Origin of the sequence: Actinomycetospora sp. (assembly GCF_036497245.1) — a bacterium.
Taxonomy (GTDB): domain Bacteria; phylum Actinomycetota; class Actinomycetes; order Mycobacteriales; family Pseudonocardiaceae; genus Actinomycetospora.
This window is the reverse complement of the sequence record NZ_DASXJS010000099.1, coordinates 1-23,950: the sequence shown is the minus strand read 5'-3', so window position 1 is coordinate 23,950 and position 23,950 is coordinate 1. Positions and strand designations below refer to the sequence as shown.

Annotated in this window: 18 protein-coding genes; 7 read left to right on the top strand and 11 right to left on the bottom strand. The window is 72.0% G+C overall.

Translation table 11 applies throughout. The features are described from left to right. Positions 1–241: hypothetical protein (locus tag VGI02_RS11040; protein ID WP_331627393.1), on the bottom strand; the 241-nt coding region annotated here is incomplete at its 3' end. A 23-nt stretch (positions 242–264) separates the two neighbouring features. On the opposite strand from VGI02_RS11040, the gene VGI02_RS11035 reads away from it, so the two are divergent. The 3 genes from VGI02_RS11035 to VGI02_RS11025 all read left to right on the top strand — a co-directional run bounded on the left by VGI02_RS11035 (position 265) and on the right by VGI02_RS11025 (position 2,902). After that, the gene (locus VGI02_RS11035; protein WP_331627391.1) at positions 265–672 is read left to right on the top strand and encodes a hypothetical protein; all 408 of its coding nucleotides are present in this window, start codon (positions 265–267) and stop codon (positions 670–672) included. 80 nt (positions 673–752) lie between these two features. Beyond that, positions 753–1,073, top strand: a complete 321-nt coding sequence (locus VGI02_RS11030) for a hypothetical protein (protein WP_331627390.1) — start codon at positions 753–755, stop codon at positions 1,071–1,073. A gap of 260 nt (positions 1,074–1,333) precedes the next feature. Further along, positions 1,334–2,902 (top strand): hypothetical protein, encoded by a 1,569-nt coding sequence (locus VGI02_RS11025; RefSeq protein ID WP_331627389.1) that lies wholly within the window; start codon positions 1,334–1,336, stop codon positions 2,900–2,902. Positions 2,903–3,038: 136 nt separating this feature from the next. On the opposite strand, the gene VGI02_RS11020 is transcribed toward VGI02_RS11025, so the two are convergent. The 3 genes from VGI02_RS11020 to VGI02_RS11010 all read right to left on the bottom strand — a co-directional run bounded on the left by VGI02_RS11020 (position 3,039) and on the right by VGI02_RS11010 (position 12,368). Further along, positions 3,039–7,124 (bottom strand): nSTAND1 domain-containing NTPase, encoded by a 4,086-nt coding sequence (locus tag VGI02_RS11020; protein WP_331627388.1) that lies wholly within the window; start codon positions 7,122–7,124, stop codon positions 3,039–3,041. 140 nt (positions 7,125–7,264) lie between these two features. Next, complete coding sequence (locus tag VGI02_RS11015) at positions 7,265–10,411, bottom strand: ATP-binding protein (protein WP_331627387.1); 3,147 nt, start codon at positions 10,409–10,411, stop codon at positions 7,265–7,267. A 469-nt stretch (positions 10,412–10,880) separates the two neighbouring features. Then, positions 10,881–12,368 carry an Hsp70 family protein gene (locus VGI02_RS11010; protein ID WP_331627386.1) on the bottom strand — a complete coding sequence of 496 codons (1,488 nt, stop codon included), beginning with the start codon at positions 12,366–12,368 and terminating at the stop codon, positions 10,881–10,883. A 323-nt stretch (positions 12,369–12,691) separates the two neighbouring features. Here VGI02_RS11010 and VGI02_RS11005 point away from each other — a divergent pair, with 323 nt between their 5' ends. After that, positions 12,692–15,253: a DUF6185 family protein gene (locus tag VGI02_RS11005; protein ID WP_331627385.1), complete on the top strand. Its 2,562-nt coding sequence runs from the start codon at positions 12,692–12,694 to the stop codon at positions 15,251–15,253. Positions 15,254–16,371: 1,118 nt separating this feature from the next. Here VGI02_RS11005 and VGI02_RS11000 read toward each other — a convergent pair. From VGI02_RS11000 to VGI02_RS10985, 4 genes are all read right to left on the bottom strand, one after another. Next, positions 16,372–16,779, bottom strand: a complete 408-nt coding sequence (locus VGI02_RS11000) for a type II toxin-antitoxin system VapC family toxin (protein WP_331627384.1) — start codon at positions 16,777–16,779, stop codon at positions 16,372–16,374. Further along, positions 16,776–17,012, bottom strand: coding sequence for a FitA-like ribbon-helix-helix domain-containing protein (locus VGI02_RS10995; protein ID WP_331627383.1), 237 nt, complete (start codon positions 17,010–17,012; stop codon positions 16,776–16,778). Before VGI02_RS10995 ends, VGI02_RS11000 begins: the two co-directional genes overlap by 4 nt. A gap of 39 nt (positions 17,013–17,051) precedes the next feature. Beyond that, positions 17,052–17,729 carry a maleylpyruvate isomerase family mycothiol-dependent enzyme gene (locus tag VGI02_RS10990; RefSeq protein ID WP_331627382.1) on the bottom strand — a complete coding sequence of 226 codons (678 nt, stop codon included), beginning with the start codon at positions 17,727–17,729 and terminating at the stop codon, positions 17,052–17,054. Between the two features lie 364 nt (positions 17,730–18,093). Further along, on the bottom strand, positions 18,094–18,861 hold the full coding sequence (locus VGI02_RS10985; RefSeq protein ID WP_331627381.1) for a YveK family protein: 768 nt from the start codon (positions 18,859–18,861) through the stop codon (positions 18,094–18,096). A 123-nt stretch (positions 18,862–18,984) separates the two neighbouring features. On the opposite strand from VGI02_RS10985, the gene VGI02_RS10980 reads away from it, so the two are divergent. Then, positions 18,985–19,677, top strand: a complete 693-nt coding sequence (locus tag VGI02_RS10980) for a hypothetical protein (protein ID WP_331627380.1) — start codon at positions 18,985–18,987, stop codon at positions 19,675–19,677. Between the two features lie 22 nt (positions 19,678–19,699). On the opposite strand, the gene VGI02_RS10975 is transcribed toward VGI02_RS10980, so the two are convergent. Next, positions 19,700–20,680, bottom strand: coding sequence for a patatin-like phospholipase family protein (locus VGI02_RS10975; protein ID WP_331627379.1), 981 nt, complete (start codon positions 20,678–20,680; stop codon positions 19,700–19,702). Positions 20,681–20,887: 207 nt separating this feature from the next. Then, positions 20,888–21,571 carry an SDR family NAD(P)-dependent oxidoreductase gene (locus VGI02_RS10970; RefSeq protein WP_331627378.1) on the bottom strand — a complete coding sequence of 228 codons (684 nt, stop codon included), beginning with the start codon at positions 21,569–21,571 and terminating at the stop codon, positions 20,888–20,890. 102 nt (positions 21,572–21,673) lie between these two features. On the opposite strand from VGI02_RS10970, the gene VGI02_RS10965 reads away from it, so the two are divergent. After that, positions 21,674–22,549, top strand: coding sequence for a helix-turn-helix transcriptional regulator (locus tag VGI02_RS10965; protein WP_331627377.1), 876 nt, complete (start codon positions 21,674–21,676; stop codon positions 22,547–22,549). A 24-nt stretch (positions 22,550–22,573) separates the two neighbouring features. On the opposite strand, the gene VGI02_RS10960 is transcribed toward VGI02_RS10965, so the two are convergent. Next, entirely contained in the window at positions 22,574–23,563 is a 990-nt protein-coding gene (locus VGI02_RS10960) for an LLM class flavin-dependent oxidoreductase (protein WP_331627376.1), read from the bottom strand. 148 nt (positions 23,564–23,711) lie between these two features. Here VGI02_RS10960 and VGI02_RS10955 point away from each other — a divergent pair. Continuing rightward, a partial coding sequence (locus tag VGI02_RS10955) for a phosphoribosyltransferase domain-containing protein (RefSeq protein ID WP_331627375.1) occupies positions 23,712–23,950 on the top strand: 239 nt, incomplete at its 3' end.

Sequence of the window (23,950 nt, the reverse complement as noted above, 5' to 3'; positions counted from 1 at the left end):
AGACCGCGTCGAGGACGTGCTCCGGGTTCTCCCAGGCATGACCGGCCCGCTCGCGCACCGCGGTGCCGATCTCGCCGGCCTGCCCGGTCCACTGCTCCCGGGCCTGGGTCAACGTCGCGTTCCCGCGACGCGTGATCGCGGGGAACTGCTCGGCCGGCGTGGGCCCGTCGGCGGTCGGCTTCGCGCTCTCGGCGGTCGACGTCGTGCGCGAGCGTCGCCGGGCGCGCGAACGGCGCGGCACCCTCGACCGCGTTCTCCCTCGGCATGCTCGCCGCGTCGCTGTCCTCGGTGGTCCTCGCGGCAGGCGGAGCGATGGTCGTCTTCATGGTCGCCATCAGCGCGATCTACGACCCCCCGGACATGACGGTCGCCCAGAAGAAGGGGGCCCTCCTCGCGTACATCGGGCTCGGGATCGGCTGCTTCCTGCTCGCCGACGTGCCGACTGCAGCCGGACAGGCGGCTGCACGGAGTCGCGGCCGGCTTCACCTCCGCCCGGGTCGCGCCGAGCGGCGGCAGCTTCGTCCCGGGCTCACCGACCGCGACGACGGGGCCGAGCCGGCCGAGGGCGTGGTCCTCGAGACCGCGTCCGCGCGCGCCGTCTTCGCGAGCTCGGCACGGTGGCGTTGCCGCGCGGGCCGGTTGACGTGGCGGCGGTCGGCTCGACGGCCGTGATCGAGGGCCAGACGGACTCCACCCTGACGACGCTCGATCCGGTCCGGATGCGAGTCGTGCGGACGGCGTCGTCTCCGGTCGTGCCCTTCGTCCTCCTCGGCTCGGGGACCGGACTGTTCATCGGCAGCATCGCCGACAACGCGGTGGTGCGGGTGGACCCGAGCGGGCGCGTGGCGGCGCGCACGGACGTCCCGCGGTTCCTGGGCGTGGTCGGCGTCGACCGGAGCACCGTCACCGCCGGGACCTACGGCGACATCCCCACCGTCGTCGCGCTCCGTCGCGGCGACCTCGGGATGGTGACGACGACGCCCGCTCCGGACACCGTGGACGTGCTGGCCGGCGCGGGGTCGGAGACCCGGGCGGCGTTCACCGAGAAGCGGGCCGTCGTGTCCCTGCCATGAGCGTCACGCCTATGCCGTACCGCGGGGAGTCGGAGGAGGTCTGGGCCGCCCAGGCGCGCCGTGCTCGGGGCGCCCTGTACTACTACAGCCGGATTTAGTCGCTGGGTGGTGCGGCGTATCGGCTTGGTCGTGACCTGCGGACGACGATCAGGACGCAGCATGGCCTGGCTGGTCACCACGACGACCCACTCACCCATCTGACGGCACCGGACTCCTCTTCTGGACGAAGACAGCAGTTGCAGATGCCATACGATCAGCGCATGAGCGGCCTCGACATCGTCGGTGTGGCTTTGCTCCTGGCGATTCTTCTGACTCCGGTCAGCGGGCTCGTATCCGGACTCCTGCTTCGCCGCTACGCCGCTCGGATCGCGTCGCTCACCGGCCAGCAAAGGCGTCGGCGAAAATCCGATCCGTCTCATTCCGGTCGGTCGATCCGGCAGACGTTCGATGGGGACGGCGACCCTCCGGTCCAGGCGCTCGCGTTGGCGCGAGGACGACACAATGTCCGTCTCCATCTGCTCGCCTCGACCGCTGCCGCGGTCGCCGCAGCAGCGATCTTCCTCCTCGCGATCGTCCGGGTCGGCCCGACGCCGGACCAGCAGACGGGAGGCCTGGGGCTGAACTACCAGACGATCACCCTCTTCGTCCTGATCGCTCTGACCTTCGCGACGCCGATGCTCGTCATCGCCCCCGTGGTCCATCCGCCCGGACGGGGCCGCGCCTGGCTGGGGGCGGGATCGTGGCTGGCGGTGGTCGTCCTCCTCATCACCTTCGGACAGGGTTCGCACCACCAGAACCCCGTGCTGTTGTTCCTCATCGTGGTCGTCCCGTCAGCCCTCCCCGCCGTGGCCATCGTCGCGCTGACCGGGCGTCGGGGGTTGCGCGGCGTGGGGTGGCTCCTTGCCCCCTCCGTCACCGCGGTGATCTTCGACCTGGCGTGCGTCTACCCCGTGGTCGCAGGCGCCCGGCCCGGCCCGCTCGTCGCCGTCGCCCTGGGCTTCACGCTGATCACTACACTGTTCTCGGCGACTATCTGGGGCGCCTATCGTCGCGGGAGACTCAGCGACCACGGCATCCTCGCTCTCCTGGTGTGGTTCTACGAGACCGTCGTGCTCGTGTACTTCTCTGCTCTCTCCGGCGCGGACGACGCACGGATTCTGTGGTCCCTCGTGCCTTTCGTCGTCTTCGCGTCGATCCTGCTCGTCGGATTCGGCGCCGCGCGCCACCGATCCGTCCAGACCCCCCGCCACGTTCTCCTGCTCCGCTCCTTCGCGCTGCAACGCGCCAGCGTCCGGTTGCTGCGCGAGCTGGAGGTCTACTGGCGATACATCGGCTCCGTCCTCCTGATCGGCGGGACGGACCTCGCGGCCGAGACGCTGGAACCCGACGAACTGGTCGACTGGCTGGCTGGGCGCATCCGTTCCAGAGTGATCGCGGAGCCCGCCGAGGTGCCGGGACGCCTGGCCGGCCTTTCCCTGGTTCCCGACGACGAAGGCCGCTACCGGGTCCACGATCTCGTCTGCGCCGACGCGGCGTGGAAGGCGGCCTGCAACGCCGCAATGGAGTTGGTGAGCGCCGTGGTCATCGACATCCGGGGCCTCGCGGGGCCCACCAGCGGGCTCGCCTGGGAGATCGAGGTGCTCTCGACGATCCCACCATCGGTGGTCGTCGCCGTCGTCTGGCCGGACACCGACCCGGCGTTCCTGACCCCGCTCCGCCTTGCGGGCCACCACGTCGTCTCCGTGGCCTCCGGGGAGAGGGATCTGCGCGCTCGCGAGGTCCTCGCCGTCCTCGCCGCGGCCACGGAACGGCTCGGCCTCGTCTCCTGAGACTTCGGTCGTGCACCCCAGGCCCTCCCGGGCGACGGCCTGCGGCTCTTCATCACGCAGCCGGGGACGTCGTCGAAGGTCCGCTCGTGCTGCGCCGTCGGGCAGCGAGCAGAGGCCGCAGCTGATCTCGAGGCGATCAGGTGCCCGTGCAGATCGGGCCGTCCGGAACGGCGGCGGGAAGAGCATGACGCTCGGCCTCGGTGAACGAGCGATCCTCGATGACCCGGCAGATCTCGTTCTGCCAGTCGGCGGGCTTCAGCGACAACGTCAGCCCGGATCCCGACGACGGTTGGGTCGTGATGAGCTGCCCATCCGCGGACATCCCATTGATCTGTTGCCCCTCTCCGACGTCGAGCGACCGCGTCGGGTCGGGTGAGTCGACGTCGTAGACGCGGAGACGGGAACCGGCACCGATCGCGAAGCGGCCCGAGTCATCAACGAACCCGGCGGTGAGCGTCGACTGCTCCTGGGTCGGGCCAGGCGGCAGCGTCGACAGGGGGCCCAGCTTCCGAGTTCCATCGAGGGTGTCCCACACCTCGATCTGCCCGCCACGGCGGAGCAGGTCGACGTATCTGCCGGTCCGGTCGATGCCGGCAGCAAGCACGTACGGACCGGCAGGGATCCGGCCGACCTCCCGCGCCGAGACGATGTCGACGAAGTGCACGTCGGGAATGCCCTCCACCACGACGGTGAGCTGAGAGGGATCGCGGCCAGGGCCCACCGTCACGATCTGGCCCGGGCCCGCAGCCAGCCCCGCCGTGGCGAGGTCGAGGTGCGAGACCTCGCGGCCCTGGAGCGCATCCCAGACCCCGACATCGGTGCCCACCGCGACGACGAGTTGCCCGGCCGCGTCGAACGACAGCGAGTGCGACAGAAGGTCGTCCTTGTCCGGACCGGTCGCCAGCACAGGAGGCGTCCGGATCTCGGCGACCTGGCCGAGGCCGGGAAGGCGCCGGACGACCACGCGGTCCGGCGCCACCCGATCGGCAACCAGGGAATCGTGCGCCCCGACGACGACGTCTCGCCCGGCCGTCTTCCAGTACGGCGCGGGACGCGGTGCCGTGGCGATGACCCGCCCGGGGCTTTCCAGCGTCGTCGCGTTCACCAGCGTGGCGCCGTTGTCGGCGACCACGAGCTGGGTCTGCCCGGGGCCGACGAGCGCGTTCCACAGGGCACCCGAGACCGACGCCTCGACGCGTGGCAGCGGTATCAGGGTGACCGCGAACTTGCTCACCACCGCGATCTGCGGACCATCAGGACCCGCCACGAGACCGGGAAGCACGGTCTGGGAAAGCCCGGTGTCGGCGGGTTGGACGCGGATCGGCGAGAGGAAGGTGGTCGAGCGGCCCGTGGCCAGATCGAACGATCCCGAGTCGTCCCCGTACGACACCCCCGACCCGGACGTGGAGAGCGTGCCGGCCCGTTGACCCTCCGCGTCGGTGGCGAGCCCGCTGCAGGTGATACCGCCGAACGCGAGGGTTTTCACGATCGCACCGTCGCTCACCCGCGTGGTGACGAGGGTGTTGGGCGGTAGCGGTACGTCCAGGTTCGGATCGGTCGGCGGGGTGAGGCAGAGCATGACCGTGTCCGCACCGGCGACCATCGCCACGGAACCGGCGCCGGTCGCGAGCGCCGCCGCAGGCGCGGGGTCGCCCGGCGTCCACCGCTGAACGGTGCCGCCGAGGATGCCGTCGTTGATCACCAACGTGCGGCCACGCCCGAACTCGTAGCTCCGGACCGGCGACCCCGGAGGCTCCGGGAGGTCGGCGATCACCTGGCCGGTGGACGTGTCCCACGCCCTGACGCCGTCCTGCGCGAGGGAACCGATGATCGCTGCCACCGTCCTTCCGTCGGGCGATACCGCGACCTCGCTGCCGTTGATGGCGGTCGGGTCGAGCGGTGCCACCACCCGCATGGCGCCGGTCGCGACGTCGTAGCGGGTGAGGCCCTCCCGACGCTTGAGCCAGACGGTGGTGCCGTCAGGACTCAGGCCCATCCCCTCCGCCTCGGCCTCCGGGGTGGACTGGCGCTGTTGGATGGCCCCGGACGGTTCCCGGCTCCACAGGGCGAGCAGCCCGTTCTCGGTCAGCCCGGCAACCACCCGCCCGTCACGACTCACCTGGGCCTGCTTCAGATTCCCCGGCGCCCCGGAGAAGACGGTGCCGAGATTCTGGTTCGCGATGTACCGGTTGAACAGCGCCTGCTCGGCCTCCGCGGTCGGCGACTCGCGGTAGGCGGCGATGGCCAGCATCGCCGCGACCGCCGGGTTGCTGGACGCGTCGTCGTTGGCCGCGACCGACAACGCGCGCGAGTCGGCGTCGGCGTTCGCCTGATAGGCGTTCACACCGGCGATCACCGCGACCGACCCACCGATCAGCGCCAGGACCACGACGACCGCGAGAACCACGCGTCGCCGCCGACGACTTCGCGCCAGGTCGTCCTCCCGGACGCGGGAAGCCCGGATGAAGTCGCGTTCCCGGGCGGAGAAGTCGAGCCGAAGCGGCTGTTCCGGCGTCGTGGAAGACTCCTTGGGGCCACGGGGAATGCGCCCCGCGAGCAGCGTCTCCGCCCTCCTGAGCTGATCCCCGCCGAGGAGATAGGACTCGTTCTCCTCGTTGCGCGACCACGTGGACGTGCGCCCGCTCAGCTCAGCGTGCAGTCGTAGCCCCTGTCCAGCGCTGGAGATGGCCGCCTTCAGCGCCGCCCAGCGGCGCAGGAAGGATTCGTGGGCGACCCGGACGGTCACGCCCATCGGGTCCCCGATCTCGCCGCCACTCTGCGCCAGCAGTCGCGCCGTGACGAAGGCATCGATCACGGTGCGGGCCGGGCCGTCGAGTCCGGTGTAGTCGACCGGGCGGCTGACCAGCTCCCCCTTGTCCGAGAGCAGTGCGAATCGCAGCATCGTGGGGAGGACGACCTCGGTCCGGGAGACCCCGCGCCGCTCGAGGCCCCCGACGATCTGCTCGGCCCGCACGTCGAGGGCCTCGAGCACCCCGCCGGTCTCCTCGTAGCGTTCCCAGGTCACGAGGCGCCGTGGCCCGAGGTCGCCGTCGACGAGCTCGCGCAGAGTGTGGGCCAGGAGGGGCAGCGCGTCGCCGCCCTGCGCGTCGTTGACCAACCGATCGACGAGACCGTCCTCGAAGTCGTAGTCCGCCCGCCAGGCAGGCCGTTCGATGACCTCGCGGAGACGGTTCTGAGCGACGGGCTCGAGCATCAGCGTCTCGGGCCGCAGCGCCGCCAGGCCGGAGCGGTCGGGCGTTCCGCTGAGGAGCTCGGGGCGCAGCGTCATCACGACGCACACCCGGGCGCGCGCTCCGGCCATGCATCCCACGAGTTCGAGGAATCGACGCTGCTGCTCGGCGTCAGCCCTCGTCTGCAGCTCCTCGGCCTGGTCGACGACCACGAGCACCGCACGGCGGGATGTCGTGGACACCGCGTCGACCAGCTCGTCGAGCAGGTCGGCAATGCGTGCCGGAGACGCCTCGAGCTCGCCGAGGACGACATCGAGGTCGTGGATCACGTGTCGATCGGCGAGATCCGTGATCACGCGCTGGGCGAGCGCCCTGACCGGCTCCCGGCCGGGGAAGACGGACGGGAGCACCAGCCACGACTCGGGAAGGCGGGGCAACAGACCCGCGTAGACCAGCGACGACTTCCCGCTCCCGGACCGCCCGACGACGGCGAGGACGGACGGTTCGTCCTCGCGTTCCACGCGATCGACGAGCCACCGGATCTCCTCCTCGCGGGCGAAGAAGATGCCTGCGTCGCCCGGGGTGAACGGAGAGAGCCCGGGATACGGATCCCGGCGACGGTCCCAGTCGAGCGGACCCTCCGGGTCGATGCCCTGCTGGACCAGGCCGTCCCAGATGCGGTCGGGCCAGTGGGCGTCCGCCAGCTCGATCCACTCGACGTCCGACAGGCCCGGCAGGTCCACGCCCGGCTCGGCGCGCAGGACGAGGACGAGGCGCTTGAGGCTCCGTGCGAGGTTGATCTCGACCCGGCACCAGCGCGAGTCCGGGACCGACGACGTCAGCACCACGACGAGGGCGTCGGCGCTGCGGACCCGTCGGTAGAGCACGTTCTCCCAGTCCTCGCCGGCCGGGATCCCGTCGTGCGGGTCGAAGTCGACGAAGAGACCGAGCCGCGCCTCGCGGAGCCGGGCGACGACCCCCTCGGTGAGCTCCCGGTCGTGTCCGGTGTGACTGATGAAGACGGTCGCCATCGCCTCGGACCCGCGATCCCCCTCGGGCGTTCGGGCCCTCCCCCCTGTCGCGCGGACGCTAGATCTCCCGGGGCATGAGTTCTACGTCCGAGTGGGTGAACCCATGACGCTGCGTGCGCGAGGCCCGGTCACCCATGAGCTCAGCGACGGGGTAGGCCGAACGGTGGTGGTGCTGTCGCGTCGTCGAGCGCTCCGAGGCACTGCCGGACCGCCGCGGACCACGGTGCCCATCCGGCCCGCTCGGCCAGCGCGGCAGCTGCAGACCAGTCGCTGCGGGCGGTGTCGGGGTCGTCGACCGTCCGCGCCGCCAGGCCCGTCCACAGCGTGACCGGTCCGAGCACCGCTCCCCCGAAGCCCACCAGCACCGCCGCGTCCGGGTCCGCGGGCAGCACCTCACGCACCGAGGCGGCGACAATGGCGTCGGAAAGACCGCACGCGGCGCCGGCGGCCATCGCGGCCGCTGCCCGCGTGAACCACATCCGCCCGCTCGCCGCGCGCCGGACGTACTCCGCGAGGTGGGCCCGGGCCTCGTCGTCGTGCCCGGCGCACACCTCGGCGAGAGCCGCCACCGCAGCCCATGCGGCGGTGTTCGGCGACTGCGCGGACGCGTACGCGGCGAGGCCCCCGAGCTCCGAGACCCGGCCCGCCAGCAGGTGCGTCACGAGCAGGTGCGCGCCCGCGGCGAGCGGGGCGGACGGGAGGGCGAGCTCGGCGGCCCGGCCCGCGGCGGCGTCGGCCCCGGGATCGCCCTCGGCGAGCAGCATCGCGGCGTCGGCGACCCGCGCCGCCCAGATCGAGCGCGGCCGGAACCACCGCTCGGCCGTGGTCTCCAGCTCCTGGCAGAGCTTGTGGGCCCGTTCGGTGTGCCCGACGGCGAGCTCGGCGGTCATCAGCAGTTCGGTGGCGTCGAGGTGCAGGGACGGGTCCTCGGTCGCGAACGCGAGCCCGTAGGCGTCGACGGCGACGGCGAGCCGGTCGAGGGCCGGCACCGGCTGGTCGACCAGGGCGCGAGCCTCCAGCGCGCGCACCCGGGCCTGGGTCTCCGGGTCGTCCCCGGCGACGGTGTCCGCCAGCGCCCGCGCCTGACCCACGAGCTCCTCGACGTCCTCGCCCGCGGCACCGGACTCGCGGATCGTGGCGGCGAGCAGTTCGAGACGACGCCGGGGGTCCAGCGGGCGGCCGTCGAGGCGGCGCAGCCGGGCGAGACGGCGCGGATCGCCCTGCAACGAGAGCCCCAAGGGCTCGTCGCCGATCGCGACGAGGACGGCGAGTTCGTCATCGCCGGCCTCGAGGGCCGCGGCGAGTGCGTCGTCCAGGGCCCCGTCGGCATCGGTGTCCGCGGCGCCCAGCGCGTGCAGGCACAGCGCGCGGTGCGCCAGCAGGCGGGGCCGGGCGCCGTCGGGAACGGCGGGCACGGCCGCGTCGAGCAGGGCCAGCGCCTCCGGCAGGGCCCGGCGCCGGTAGGACTCGGCGCCCGCGTCGACCCGCGCCGTCGCGACCCGGGCCGCCGGCAGCAACCTCGTCGCACCCTCGGCGTGACGCAGGACGGTGAACACGTCGACGTCGTCGTCGAGCGCCTCGAGCCGCGCGAGGTGCAGGTGCGCGGCGCGCACCGGCGGGACGGAAGCACGGAGTCCGTCGGCGTCGAGGTCGTGACGCAGCACGTAGCGGTCGTGCTCGCCGCTGACCAGGCCCGCGCGGGCCGCGACCTCGAGGTCCTCCGCCACCTCCAGCGCGCGCCGGTCCATGACGCCGGCGAGGCCGACGAGGTCGATCGGGTGCAGGACGGCGAGCGCCTCGACGGCCGCGCGGGTCGGCGCGGGCAGCTGGGCGGCCTGGTGCTCGACGACGGCGCGGACCTGATCGGGAACCTCGGTGATCGCCGTCGCCGCGTCGGCTCGGGAGCTGCAGCCGGCGAGCAGGTCGAGCAGTGCCGCGACGTGCAGCGCGAGACCGCCGGAGCGCTCGGCGACGGTCGCAGCGAGGTCGTCGTCGGGATCGAGGTGGGCGAGGCGGCGCCGGCAGAGCTCGGCGACGGCGTCCGGGGCCAGCGGGCCGAGGACCGCGGTGGTGACGGCGTCGTGCGCGGTCAGGTCGGCGAGGGCGCCGTCCCAGAGGGGGTGCGGGGCGGCGTCGGGCATGCGGGCCGCGACCACGACGACGACGCCCGGCGGCAGCCCCCGACGGGCCAGGGCGCGCAGCACGTCGAGCGAGGCGGAGTCGGCGCGGTGCGCGTCGTCGAGCGCCAGCAGCAGGGGTGCGTCCTCGGCGAGGCGGGCGAGCTGGGCGTGCAGCCAGGGACCGAGGTCGCGGTCGGGCACCGCGCCGCGGACCTCCAGGTCGGCGATCACCTCGTGCCAGGGCGCGGCCGGAGCGGCGGCGGCGCCCCAGGCCGACGCGGCCGTCCGCGCGCCGCGGGCGTCGGCGGCGTGGACGACGGATCGCAGGATCGCGCTCTTGCCCGCCCCGGCCCGACCGCGCAGGACGATCAGACGGCCGTCGTCATGCAGGGCCTCGAGGATCGGTGCGACGACGTCGTCGCGTCCGACCAGTTCGGGGCGGCGGTGGCGGGTGCGGCGCGTCGGGGTGAGGGAGCCGTAGAGGGCGCGCAGCTCCGGCCCCGGCGCGACGTCCAGCTCGTCACGGAGGCGGCGGCGGACCTCGAGGTAGGTGACGACGGCGTCGCGGTGCCGGCCGCCGTCGCTCAGGGCCCGGACGAGCAGCGCGGAGAGCTCCTCGTCGAGCCGGTCCTCGCCGACGAGGAGGTCGACGACCTCACCGGGGCGACCGGCGTCGAGCAGCAGGGAGGCGTGGCGGAGGGTGAGCGCGCGCCGGCGTTGCTCGGCGACTCGTCCGGCTTCGAGGAGTCTGGCGGTGTCCAGGCCGGGGAACGGTTGGCCGCGCCACGTGGCCCGGGCGGCTTCGTGGTCGGTGATGGTGTCGCTGCGGCGGGCGGTCTCGGCGAGCCGGTGGAAGCGCAGGAGATCCACCGCGTCGGGATCGACGTGCAGCGTGTAGAGCCCGCCACCTGCGGTGATCCACGGTTCCGTCCGATCCCCCAGCCAGGCCCGGAGCCGGGAGAGTGCGACCTGCAGGGCACCGCGGGGGTTCAGGGGCAGGTCCTCGCCCCACGCCTCGTCGATGAGCAGGTCGCCGTCGACCGGTTCGCCGGCCCGGAGCGCGAGGAGGGCCAGCAGCGCGCCGTGGTTCCGGCTGCGGCGCGTCTCGGCGACCCTGTCACGCTCCACGGCGACGGCGCCGAGCAGGCGGATCTCCACACGCGTCATCGTTCCCCCCAGTGGCGTCACCGTGGGTGAGCGTCAGACGGGAGAGTACGTCCGTCGGGACGTCCGGCCCACGGCTGACTGCGCGACATGTGTTGCGCAGATGCCACGGCGGTTCGTGGTGACAGCGCGGCGAAAGGAGCGCACGCTCTACTACGGGTCCGCCCCCTCGCCGCGCCCGGACCCGTCGCGGTGGTCGTGGGGCACGTTTCGGGGGGACGCATGAACATCGTGGTAGGAGCGGTCGTCGTCGGCGTGGTGGCGTGGGCGGTGGCGCCGTGGGTGTCGATGACCCGGCGCGGGACCGTCGATGGGCGCACGCGGGCCTCGTGCCGGTCCGAGTGCCTCATCCCGGCGCCGCGGCCGGCGCCGGATGACGAGCCGTCGCGGACCCGCAGCGCGTAGGGCGCCCGCTACGGGTCCCGTCGTGAGCAACGGTCCTGGCCCCCGCGCAGCGGGTGCCGATCACGCGTCACGATGCACTGTCGAGCACTGAGCGGGAGACGGAGACGACGGCTGGCGCGTCCGCGTGCGGCCGGAACACCGTCGCGGCCAGGGCCGCTGCCAATGCCACGACGGCGATGGCCGCGATCACCACCGCGAGCAGCCAGTAGTACCAAGGATGCGGCCACGCCGGTCGTGAGGAAGGTTCACCGGGTCTTCCCCCACCCGCCGGGTGATGGCCCCGCCCCGCCCCGCCGCCGATGACGGACATCCGTTTCGTCGGCGCCGGCTGGACGGAGAACCGGTCTGTCGGGCCCGGCTTCGAGGCACGGTCGGGCACCGCGCGCGGCCACGCAGCTCCCCCCGGCTCGCGGACGCCGACGGGGACCGGTCGAGGGAGCGTGAGCGGAGCTGCGGTCGGGGTGGTGTGCGGCACCGCCTTGACGCCCTTGAGAGCGGTCGGCCGTTCCGCCAAGGTGGCCGCGCCCAGAGCTACTGCGTACTTCGGATGCGTGTCGACCAGGGTCGGCCGGCCGAGTTCGGCCGACACCATCTCCGCGACCAACGGGATTCGCGACGATCCTCCGACGAGCAGCACGGCCGAGAGCTCCGCGGGAGCGACCTGCGCCGAGCGCAGTGTCTGCGTGAGCGCTCGGATCGTCGACTCGATCGGCGCCCGGATCATGTCCTGGAACGACGCGCGGGTCAGCTCGACCTCGAAGTGTCCCTTCGGGAGGAACACCGGCACGATCGTCTCGGTGTCGACCGACAGCGCCTCTTTGGCCAGGACACAGTCCTGTCGGAGACGAGCCATCGCGACGGTGGTGTGGGAGTCGCTCAGATCGATCTCGTCGAGAGCACCGCCGGAGACGTAGTTGACGTGGGCGAGGATCGCCTGGTCGAAGTCCACCCCGCCCAGGCGCTCGATACCCTCCGGGGTGCCCAGGATCTCCACCCCGCTCGGCCGCGCGCGCAACACGGTGGCGTCGAAGGTGCCGCCGCCGAGGTCGTACACCGCCAAGGTCTCCCCGTCGCCCAGTTCATGGGTCGACGAGTAGAACGCCGCGGCGGCGGCCGGTTCAGTCACGGTCGGCGGAATGTCCAACCCGGCGAGGACCGGGACCTCCTCGAACTGGTTGCGTCGGTGCGGACCCCAATTCGCCGGATGGGTCAGCACCACCCGATCAGGCTTATGACCCTCGGTCTCGGTCACCTTGCTCAGCACGTCGCGGAGCAACGCCGCCAGCAAGGTCGTGGCCGCCTGCGCGGTGCCCCCCAACATCACCGGTGTCGGATTACCGATGCGACGCTTGACCTCCTGGCCGGCCCGCTCGGGATTCGCCCCGGCCCGCCGGGCCGCCGCGTCACCGGTAACGAGGGAATCGTCCTCACGCAAGAAGACAACCGCGGGTGTGGCGACCGACCGGTCCCCCAGGCTCACCATCTCGGTGACGCCTTCATGAGCCGTCGCGGCGGCGACGAAGGTCGTGCCGAGATCCACACCGAGGCTGTACACGCAGACCTCCCACAGGACACACGAACGCGTCGTCAACCGACCGAGAATACTCCAGCGCCTCGCGCCGAGAGCCCGCAATACGCAACATTGCGTACTGCCCACGCTTCTCGTGCTCTTCCGGCGAGGCAACTGCCCAGTTCTACTCCGGCGACTGCGCCACCCATGTGGTGGAGTGGCAGTACGTTCCCGGCGCCATATTCTCGCGCGAGAGGATCGATCGCCATCTCAGCCGGGGTTCGTCCGCGCGCGGACCAGCGGACGCGTCCCCACTCGAATCGCACAGATTGCTGGGCACGGGCGGCCAGACCGCGGGGGGTGCTCGGGTGAAGCAGCGGTACGCGCTCGGCGCGGTCCTCCTCCTCGCGGTGGGTGCCTTGGCGATCGTCCTCGTTTTCTCACACAGAACCGTCCTCACGGCATCCCGGGCCTCGACGGTCCCCACCTGCAGAGGAGCAACCTCACAAGCTCAGGCCACCGGCGTCGCCACGTACTTGAGAACCGTCACGGTGGACTACAACAACGGTGCCCCCGTGCTCCGTGATTCGCTGGTCCTGTCGTTGCCGGCCACGCAGCCGTCAGCTCGCGATCTCCTCGAGGACCAGAGCACCGTCCAGTTCCGCACGACGCTCTTCTGCGCTGTCGGTTCCAACCAGGCCTGGAGCCGGTCGACGCTGCCCGACGTACGGTTGCGCGCCGGCTCCGTCGTGGTGATCGACAATTTTCAGGAAGACATCCCGACCGCGCTCTCCCTGGGGGTCAGCCGCCGGGCTGCTGCTGCCGCGACGCTCCAGAACGACGGCACCTGGCTGCTCACCGTCAACCCGCTCGAGGGACTGCAGGACACCCCGTGCACGAACCTCGCCGTGAGCGCCCCGTCCGGCGCGCTGTCGGCAACCGACGGGGATTCCCCGGCGACCAAGGATCCCGACAAGGCGACCTTCACCGCATGCGACTCGCCCCACACGGTCGTGGTTCGGCCCGACTTCAAGACCGCCGTCTTCGCGGCAGCAGCGGAACCGGCCGCGGCCGTGGCGAACAGCCTGATCAGGTGGCTGCCGGCGGCCTCGGCAGCCGCGCTGCTCATCGTGCTCGTCGCCCGCGACAAGCGCCGACGTCACCTCGGGAAGGCTGCGCAGACGTCGCGCCGCCCGATCGGGCCGGTCAAGCGCCTCGTCTACGGGCGGGAGAACGATCAGGACCGTCCGGGCGAGCGGATCGGCTGGTCCGTCGAAGGTCTCCTGGTGCCGGTGCTGGTCCTCGCAGGCGTCACCGTCCTCAACGAGATCGTGCTCGCCGTGGGGACGCTGGCCAGCCCCTGGCCCTACCGATGCGTTCTGCTCACCCTCGCCGCGGCGGTGTGGGTGGCTCTGCGGTGGAGACTCAGCGCAGGTCTCGTCGCCGTCCTTGCCCTGGGCGGCCTCGTGTGTTGGATCTACGGCCTGACGGCGACAGCGGGGCAGGAGTACCGGGTCTTCGCAACCTCGATGGTGCTCTCCTGCCTGATACAGATCCTGCTGTGGAGTGCCCTCCTCAACTGTGCGCGCTTGTTGCTCCGTCCATTCGCCGAGTTCGCACGGGCCTCCCTCGGTGAGCCGGTCTGCTGGGCGGTCGGCGTCCTCCTCGCCACGGTCGTCGTCATCGAACGCGACATCGACATCGCCCACTACTCGACGGCCAACTACGGGAGTTACCCCTACACGCCCGGCGCTCCATGGTTCGGCTACCTCGCCACACTCAACACGCCGGCGTTCCTGGCTCAGTTCTTCACACTCGCCGTCGTGCTCCTGCCGCTCGGCCTGATCAGATACGTGACCGACGAACTCGGGACGATCTCGGAGCCCGACGATCGCGGACTGATCCTGGCAACCGCGGCGTTCGTCGTCTTCTGGGCGGAGACCTGGAGCTTCATGCTCTGGGGTTGGGGCGTCCCGTTGTGGATCGTCCTGGTCCCGCTCACGCTCCTGGCGTTCTCGAGACGGCGACACGTCGTGGACCAGGTCACCCATGACAACACGACCATCCGTCGCAAGCTCCGCACGACCAGCGCAAGCGATCTTCGGAGGGAAGCCGTCCGCTGGCGCTCGGCCGTGCAGGAGGGCCGGAACATCGAGAAAGCCTTCGCAGGCGGCTCGATCGAGCTGGAGAAGTACACGGAACGGATCGAGCAGCTCGATCGGCGGGAGGGCACGAGACTCTACGTGTTCGGCCATACCCGCGGGCGTCGCCACCTCACCCCCGTCGAGGTCCTGCTGGTCGCCGGGCCGGGCATGTCCCCGATCGAGAATGCTCGACAGGCGGCGGCACTCGCCGCGCGCGGGGGTGCGCTGGTCGCGTCGGCGATCCTCGTCTTCAGGATCGTCGTCCCGACCGTGACCTCGGAGTCCGCGTCGCTCTCATCGTATGTCCTGGCCTGCCTGGTCGAATCGATCAGCGTGTTCGGCACCTGGACGGCCGCCGGTTTCGCCATCGGACTGGCGTGGCAGTATCTTCCCGGCCACCACGGTCCGATCAAGGTGTTGCTGCCCGCTGCGTTGTGCGCTGTCACGCCGGCCATCTACCTGACCGCGGCGTTGCTGGGGGATCGCCCCAACGTGGCCAACGCAGTTCCTCTCATGATCGAGGCCGTGACCTTCTGGGCCGGGATGACGATCGTCGGCCTCGCCATGGATCTCCGTTCCCTGCGGCCCACGAACCGCTTCTGGACGCCACGGCGGAATGCCCTCACCGTCACCTACGGGATGCAGAACCTGAGGACCCAGGTCGCCTTCGTCCTCGCTCAGGGTGTCGCCATCGTTGCCATCGCGACCTTCGTGGTCAGCCAGGTCAACCATCCCAACCCACCGGCGACCACGCAGACCAGTAGCGTCGTCAGCAATCGTCCCTGATCTGCAGCATCGGCGCGGCGAGATCCTCGACGGGCGACGCCACCGAGCGTCCTCGTCGTCCGCCATTCGTTTTTCGAACAGTCACCTCGAATAGCCCGGCCACACTGACCGGCTGTGACAGATCTACGACGGGCTGCTATATCACACTTCAGCCAATAATGCGCCCACTCCTTGTGCCCGAGAACAAATCGATGTCTTCTTGAGAGAGACGTTACCCATGAGTGAGCACGCGGTCCGGGGGGAAGAGCCATGAGGGGTGATCCGCCTCGACCACACGGCATACGACTTTCCCGTCGGAACGTCGCGGCGTGCATTCTGGTGATCGGGTTTCTGCCCCTCGGCGCCTGCGGTATCAGCGGCGCGGAAGGCGCAGCGCACGAGGTTCAGCTCGATAGTGCGCAGGGTGGGTCCGGCGAGCCGGCGCAGGGCGACACCTCGTCGCCGCCGGCGGCTCCGGAGGATGACGGCGACGAGGGCCCAGGCCCCGCAGCGGTCCCGAACGGCACGAACCGCCGCCATGGCGCCGACCAGCAGGTCCCGGCGCCGCTTCCCCAAGGTCCACCACCTCCGGCCCAGCCTCCCCCGCCCCCGGCTTACCCGGACCGGCCTACCACTCCACTCTCGAACGAAGTGACGGCCCAGGTCATCCTGAGCGGCTCCCAAGGGGTCGCACTGCGCGCTGCGCCCACCGCATCGTCGAGGCTCCGTGGCAGGGCCGCAGACGGTACGACTCTTCTCGTGGAGTGCGCGGAGCCCGGCCAACCGGTATCCGTGGGCGCTCCCCGCTTCCGAGGAACGTCCGTCTGGGTTCGGACCGACCGAGGGCCGTACGTGTCGCTCCTCTATCTCGAGGTTGACGGGCACACGACCCTGCCCGACTGCAGGCCCGGTCGGGCTGCTGTGCCGCTGACCATCACCGGAACTCGTTGAGGGGCGCCGGCTTCCTGCGGGGTGTCGTTCGCCGCCCCGAGGGTCGCCTGCCACAGCCGACCGCTGATGTCGTCGGGGAACGACAGGCTGTAGGCCCCGGTGTCGTCCCTGGTCGGGGAGTCTCTGCGATCGCTGGCCTCACATCGCCGGCGGACCCGTGCGCGCTCTCCCCGACCACGCAGCAGCCGTCACGGGAACGGTTCGCCCGGGGTGAGGAACGGACACCGGGGGCCGGAAGCCCGGGTGAGCCGCAGGTCCAGCGTCATCATCGGAGCATCGAGCTCCTCCGCGAGCGCGACGTAGGCGGCGTCGTACACCGCGAGTGATTCGCGCAGTGCCCACGCGCGAGGTGCGAGTGCCTCGTAGTCGACCAGATCGACCGTCAGGTCGAGGAGGTCGGCGTGAGCCAGCCGGGCGACGTCGTCGCTGATGTCGCCGCGGCGTGCCGCACGACGCAGGACGTCGGCGGCTTCGAACGGCATGAGATGGGGAGCGGCGAGTCCCTGGCGATCGAGCGCAGCTTCCGCCCAACGCCCGACCTCGCCGTCGTCGACGAGCGCCGCGACCACCACCGACGCGTCGACGACGAGGGTCACGCCCGATCCGCGTCGCGGTCGGCGATGATCTGCGAGGCGTCCAGCCGCGAGCCCGTGGACTCCTTACGTGCCCGCACGCGGCGCGACAGATCCTCCCCGCTCGGTCGACGAGCCATCGCGATCAGTTCGCGACGGAGATGCTCCTGCAGCGAGCGGCCCGCTCGCGCCGCCCGCGCGGCCAGTTCGTCCCGGACGTCGTCGGGAACGTCGCGAACGGTGATCGACGTGCTCATCGCAGCATTATGCATGTCCTAGCTGCAGATAAGCAGCGCTCAGTCGACGACGTCGAACTCGGGGAGGTCGAACGGGGTGAGCGCGTCGAACACCCGCTCGGGGGTGGTTCCCGTCCAATCCAGGGCATGCATCTGCGCTCGGCTGCGTCGGCTGTTGGCCATGCGGACGAACTCGTAGCTGCTGGTGCGCAGGGTGATCTCGGGCTCGCCTCCGCCGTAACGGTGTGGCTTGCCGTCGATGACGAACTCGATCCGAGGGATGCCGCGAGCGGCGCCCCAACTCCTGCGTAGCAGCTCCATCAGGCAAGTGACGAGGGTGGGCAGGGCCGGGTCATCACGGTCGCCCCGCCCGCCCAGGGCCCCGCGCACGTCCTGTTCGTGGGTCCACAGGTCGAGGGTGCTTCGCACGCGGTTGAACCCGGCCGCCGCGATGAGCTCCTCGTACTTCGGACCGGTCTCGGCCCACTCCGCGCACACGTCGTCGAGGGTGTTGTCGGCTCGGGGGGCGATCTGCGCCGCGGTCCACTCCGGTGATCCCCCGCCCTCGACCCGACCGGCCAGAACGTCGGCCGGCACCCCCGCGACGTGCCGGTACACGTCCGCCACCGTCCACAGGGGCGTCGCGGGCACCGTCGTCTGCTGCTGTTCAGTTGTGAGCGGCGCGGCGAGTTCGATCATCCGCGTCCGGCTCTGGGCGTAGACCTCGGCCAGGTGCATGGCTGCCTCCTCGTCCGCCGCGGAACACGACGGTAGGTGATCGTGGTGGTGGGCACGATCACGACGGTCCGCAGCCGGGAGAACTGGGAGGCGGCGAGCCGCCCCGCGGTGACCGCGGCGCGCCCAGAATAAAGGCGCGCAGCCGGCCGTACGACCCCGAACAGTCCCGGACCCGCGCGCGACGTGTCGTCAGCGCAGGGCGGGGTCGGAATCGGGAGTCCGGAACAGCTCGCCGATGAACTGCACGCCGAACACATCACCGACACCCACAGCGGACATGCGATCGCCGTCGAGCAGCCTGCCCGTGTCAGCGCTGCGATCCGCCAGGTGGCGACCAGGCGCGCAGGTGACGAGCCTCGCCGGCTCAGCCTCGGTTACGCAGCTTCGAGAGCCAGTGCCCGGCGACCTTCGCCACCGCCACCTCGGGGTCGTCGCGACGTTCGCGGGGGTCGGTGGCGGGGATGCGGGCGAGCTCGGCCTCGGTCGGTCGGCGGAGGAGCCACGCCGAGAACCGTCGCCCCGCCCGCTGCGGGACTCCGCTCGCCCACACCGCAGCGCCGAGCACGACGACGAGCAGCCCCGCCAGCGCGCCGGTGACGGTCAGCAGCCCCCAGGGTGGGACGTACCGGGGCGCAGGGGCGCTCGCGGGCGAGCTGGTCGTCACCAGAACCCGCGGCGGCTGCCCCGGAGGTGTCTCGAGGCGCGTGATCTGCCCGCTGAGCGTCTGTGTCAGCGCCGTCGCCTCCGCGGTCGCCCTGCTCGGGGTGTCAGCACGGACCTCGATCACCAGCACGCTCGTGTCCTGGAGACCGGTGACCGTGACCTCCGGGCGCAGCGCCTCCACGGTCGTCCCGACGCTCGCGGCGGCCGGCCCGAGCACGTCGTCGCTGGTGGCGAGGGCCGCGTAGGTCGGCGTCTGGTTGGCGATGTAGGAGGCCTCGGTGGAGGCCTTCTCCGACGACGCCGGCGTGGCGGTCCCGTTCGAGAGCACCAACTGCGCGTCCGAGCTTGCCGGCGAGCGGTCCAGGTGCAGGTCGAGGAGCAGGCCCGCCAGGGCCCCGGCCAGCAGCCCCACCACGAGCACCCACCGGGCCGAGCGCAGCACCGTCGTCACGTTCGTTGCGCGTCCCACCGCACCCAGGGTGCCTGCCGACCATGTGCGCCCGACGAGAGGGTCTCGTAACGCCGGCGTGAGATGGCGCGATCGTCAGACACCGGCCGCAGCGAGCGACCGCCAGGTGTGCGGGGAGACGTCATGACTCAGGCCGTGGGTGTACGACCGGGAACCGTCACCGCGGCCCAGGTGATCATCAGGGTGCTCACCGCCCTGGGCGCACTCGGCGCCGCGATCACGCTCGTGCTCGGTGTGTTCGGCCTCGTGTCCGGGGCGACGGTGGCCGCGAGCTACGCGGGCTCGGAGGCCGACGGGCTCGGCACCGCGTTCGGCGGCCTGATCGGGATGTTCTCCGGCGTGGTCATCGCCTCGGGCCTGGTCTCGCTGGCCTTCGTCGCCCTGTGGTTCTGGATCGCCTCCGCGCTGGGCCGGGCCGGCCGCGGCGCGCGGATCGTCGCGACCGTGCTGTGCGGGCTCGACATCGCCTGGGGACTCGTGATGCTGGTCTTCGCCGCGAGCGAGCGTGAGGCGGTGGCGTTCCTGCCCGCCCTGGTGCTCCTCGCGATCCCGGCGACGATCATCGGCCTGCTCTGGGGCTCGGAGAGTTCCCGCCGGTTCTTCGACGGCGTCCCCGCGATGCCGGCCGGGCAGTATGCGCAGGCCCCGATGTCCCCGCCGGTCGGCTTCGCGGCGCCGCAGGCTCCCGACGCGATCACCACCCGGATCGCGATCCCGCCGTCGTGCCGGACCTGCCGCGCCGCCCTGGCGCCCGGGTGGGCGCACTGCGGACGGTGCGGGACGCCGGTTGCGCCGGGCCGCCCGGTCGGGGCCTGACCCTGCCGTTGACGGCGCCCGGTCACGGGAAGAACCGCTTCAGGTAGTCGTCCCAGTTCCACTCGTCGAGGAATTCGGTGGCGCGGCGTCGGCCATTGGCGACCAGCGTCGCGCGCCGCTGCGCATCGATGTGGAAGTCCACGACGCCGACCGAATCGGTGTCGATGCGGAACACCCGCTCGGCGTTGCGCGGCTGGGCGAGGTAGGTCTGGTCGTGGCCGGAGATGGCGGTCGCGATCGTCTCCTCCACGAGCGCGAGCGGGCCGACGAGTCGGATCGGCAGTCCGGGGAAGAGCGTGCTGTCGGCCCCGGGCAGCTCGGGGATCACCCCGACGCCGAGGGTGGGCCACCGGGGACGCTGCCCGTCCTGACGGTCGAACAGCTCGACCGGGAAGTTGCTCAGCACACCGCCGTCGACGATCCGCGACGTGCGCCCGGTGGCCACGTCCACGAGGGTGCGAGGCACGAAGTACACCGGGATCGAGAGCGACATCCGCACCGCCTCGGCCACCGACTGCTCGTCGGGGTCCAGCCCGAAGGCCGCGCGGTAGTCCCAGGGCAGACGCAGACCCCGGCCGCGGGTGATGTCGGTGGCGGTCACGACCAGTCGGTAGGCGCGGTCGTCGCTGTACAGCAACGGGTCCGCCGAGCTGTCCGAGGGGAGCCGCAGGTCGCCGAAGGTGCGGACGCCCTTCTCGGCCAGCCGGTCGGCGACCCACTGCTCGATGACGTCCCCCCGGTAGAGCCCGTCGGCGCTGAGCAGGCCGGTGAGCTCACCCAGCCCCGGGATGGGAAGGGCACGATCGGGCACCTTCGCGTAGGGCAGTGACCCCAGGGCGGCGCGCAGCTCGTCGCGCGTGTAGCCGGCCGCGACCAGGCTGGCCGCGATGGCTCCGGCCGACGTCCCGGCCACACGCCGGACGTCGTAGCTCGCGAGCAGGACGTCGAGCGCACCGCCCAGAGCGATTCCCTTGACGCCGCCACCCTGCAGAACGAGGTCCACGGGCTCGGTCGATGTCGGTGAGTTCATGTTTCCTCGGCGGGTCGGCGGAACCGCCATCGTCCCCCCGATGTCGGCGCGCCCGTGCCGCGACACGGGCGCCCGCCGATCGTGGCGAGGGCGCCCGGTGCGACACAGCCGCTCACCGGGTGAGGCGCCGCGTCCGTTCCGGCGTTCCCGTCACGGCGAGGTGCAGAGGCCTCGGCCGGGTCACCAGGCGAGTTCGCCGTCGTCCTCCTGGAAGGTGCCGGTCGGGCCGTCGGTGCCGATCGTGGCGACCCGGACCACGGTCGCCGCGCTGATCTCGACGGGTCGGCCGTGCGGGTTGGCCTGGCCGCCGAGCTCGGTGGCGGTGTAGCCGGGTTCGACCGCGTTGAACTTCACCTCGGGTACGGCCCGCGCGTACTGGACGGTCAGCATGGACACGGCGGCCTTGCTCGCGCCGTAGACGATGGCCGGGACCTGGGACGCCGGCCGCTGCGGGTCGTGGTTGGCGCCGAAGGACCCCAGCGCGCTGGAGATGTTGACGACGACCGGGTTCGCGGACTTCCGCAGCAGCGGCAGCGCCGCCTCGGTGACGCGGACGATCCCGACGGCGTTGGTGTCGAACACCGCGAGCGCGTCGGGACCGTTGAGCCCGAGCATGGCGACGCCGGCGTTGTTCACGACGACGTCGACGCCACCCTCGGCCTCGAGCTGGTCGAAGGCGGCCGCGACGGAGTCGTCGGCGGTGACGTCGATGCGGACGGAGCGGGCACCGATCTCCTCGGCGACGGCGCGGCCGCGGGCCTCGTCGCGGGCGCCGACGTAGACGGTGTGCCCGGCGGCGACGAGCTGGCGGGCGGTCTCGAGGCCGAGGCCCCGGGTCGCCCCGGTGATGAGCGTGGTGGTCATGGCCCCGAGCTTCGCGCGGCTGGTGACGGCGAGGCAGTCGTCGGGTTGTCGTAGGAATGCCAGGGCCAGGACAGTCCCGGCGCCGGGCCCCAGACTGACCGGGTGGAGTCCTCGGAGTTCGGCGCGGCCGTGCGCCGCCTGCGTGATCGGGTGGCGCCGGAGACGGTCGGTGTCCGCGTGGGCGGGCGTCGCCGGGCCTCCGGGCTGCGCCGCGAGGAGCTCGCGGGGCTGGCCGGTATCTCGGCGGACTACCTGACCCGGCTCGAGCAGGGGCGGGCGCGGACGCCGTCGGCGCAGGTCGTCGAGTCCCTCGCCCGGGCACTGCGCGTCTCCGACGCCGAGCGCGACCTGCTGTACCGGTACGCCGGGCACGCCGCACCGGGCCGCGACGTCGTGCCGACCCGGATCACCCCGAGCGTGCAGCGCCTGCTCGACCGCCTGGACCACACCCCCGTCGTCGTCTACGACGCGACGTGGACGCTGCTGGTCGCCAACGCCCCCTACGACGCGCTGATGGGCGAGACCTCGACGTGGCGCGGGATCGAGCGCAACGCCGTCTGGCGACACGTCGTCGGCCCCGGCACCCGTGCCGTCCACACCCCGCGGGAGCAGGCCGAGTTCGAGACGGGGCTGGTCGCGGACCTGCGCCTGACCGCCTCCCGGTACCCCGCCGACCGGTCGTTGCGCCGCCTCGTCGGCGAGCTCCGCGCCCTGAGCCCGCGCTTCGCCGAGCTCTGGGACTCCGGCAACGCCGACCCGGGCCAGGAGACCTCGAAGCACAAGGTGATCGAGCACCCCGCGGTCGGGCGCATCACGCTCGACTGCGACACGCTCGTCGTCGCGGGAGACGACGTCCGGATCATGGTCTACACCGCCGAGCCCGACACCGAGGACGCCGAGCGCCTCGCCCTCGCCGTCGTGCTCGGCACGCAGTCCATGGGTGCGCTTCGCGCTCGTGAGCACTTTCCGGGGTCATAGCCCCGGAAAGTGCTCACGAGCGCGTCAGCCCCGCACGGCGTCCCGGAAGCGCTCCAGCTCCGAGCGGGTGTCCGGCCCGCACGGCTGGAACACGATCTCGGTGACGCCCTGCTCGCCGAGCTCGCCGACCCGACGACGGACCTCGTCGGCGGTGCCGCTGACCGTCACCTCGGGGAGCATCGCGGACCCGCCCGCGTCCCACGCGGCGTGGTCGGCGTCGTTGAGCTCGACGCAGTGCCCGTGGTGCACGGCGAGGTGACGCTGCCCCTCGGGCATCTTGTCGACGGTGTCCATCCACTCGTTCCCGCCGGGCAGGCCGCGCACCGCGCCGGGACCGCTGAACTCGTACGCCCCGTGGTAGGCCAGCGCCCAGCCCGGACCGCCCGCCGCCCGGGCGTGCGCCGAACCGGGCGGCTCCCCCTCGTCGAGCACGGTGCCCCACATGAGGAAGGGCACCCAGGAGTAGTCGCCCAGGAAGTCCGGCACCTGCAGCGTCGCGAACAGCCCGTCGCCGAGCTCGCGGGCCACCGCGTCGCCCTTCGGTCCGAGCGCACCGACGAGGACGGGCACGTCGACCGGCCGGGCGGGGGCGTGGCCGTCGGGGTGCAGCATCTGCATCTGCGCGCCCTCCCACTCCACGACCTCGCCGCGCAGCAGACCGCGGTAGGCCCGGATGTAGGCCTCCATGAACTTCCAGGTGATCGCGCGGTATCCCATGGCCCGGCGCCCGGTGAACCCGGTGCCGAACGCGACCGCGGTGCGGCCGGGGGCGAGCGCGGCGAGGGTCGCCGTGGCCGCGGCGTTGACCATCGGGTGGCGCAGGCTGGGGACCAGCACGCCCGGTCCGAGCCCGATGCGCTCGGTCCGCTCGGCGGCCAGCGCGAGGGTCATCCAGACGTCCGGGCTCTGCTGCGGGGTGTCGTACACCCACGCCCGGTCGTAGCCCAGCTGCTCGGCCAGGGCGATGTCGTCCGGCGAGCTCAGCGCGGTCGGGAAGGCGCACGACACCTGCATGGGGCTCCTCCATCTAACGATTCCGGGCATGCTCACTGCCCTCGCGGTCGACCGCAACCCTCCCGGCCCGCCGAGTTTGATGATCAACAATAATCGTCCGGGCTGCTAGTGTCCGGACCGCGATCGTCGGCCCGCGTGAGGAGGGTTGGTGGGAGCAGGACCACCCGCCCACGACGCGGCGATCAGCTCCGAGGGCTCGCACGACCCGTGGCCGGGACGATGGGTCGCCGACGCCCTGGACCTGGTCCTCGAGGGTCGTCCGGGCGAGGACGACGCACCGGGCGCGGCCGGCCTCACCGACCTCGTCGGGCTGGCGCTGCGCCGCAACCCCCGCCGCGCGTACCTGCTCGTGTCGCGGGTGATCGGCAAGCACGTCCCCTGCGATCC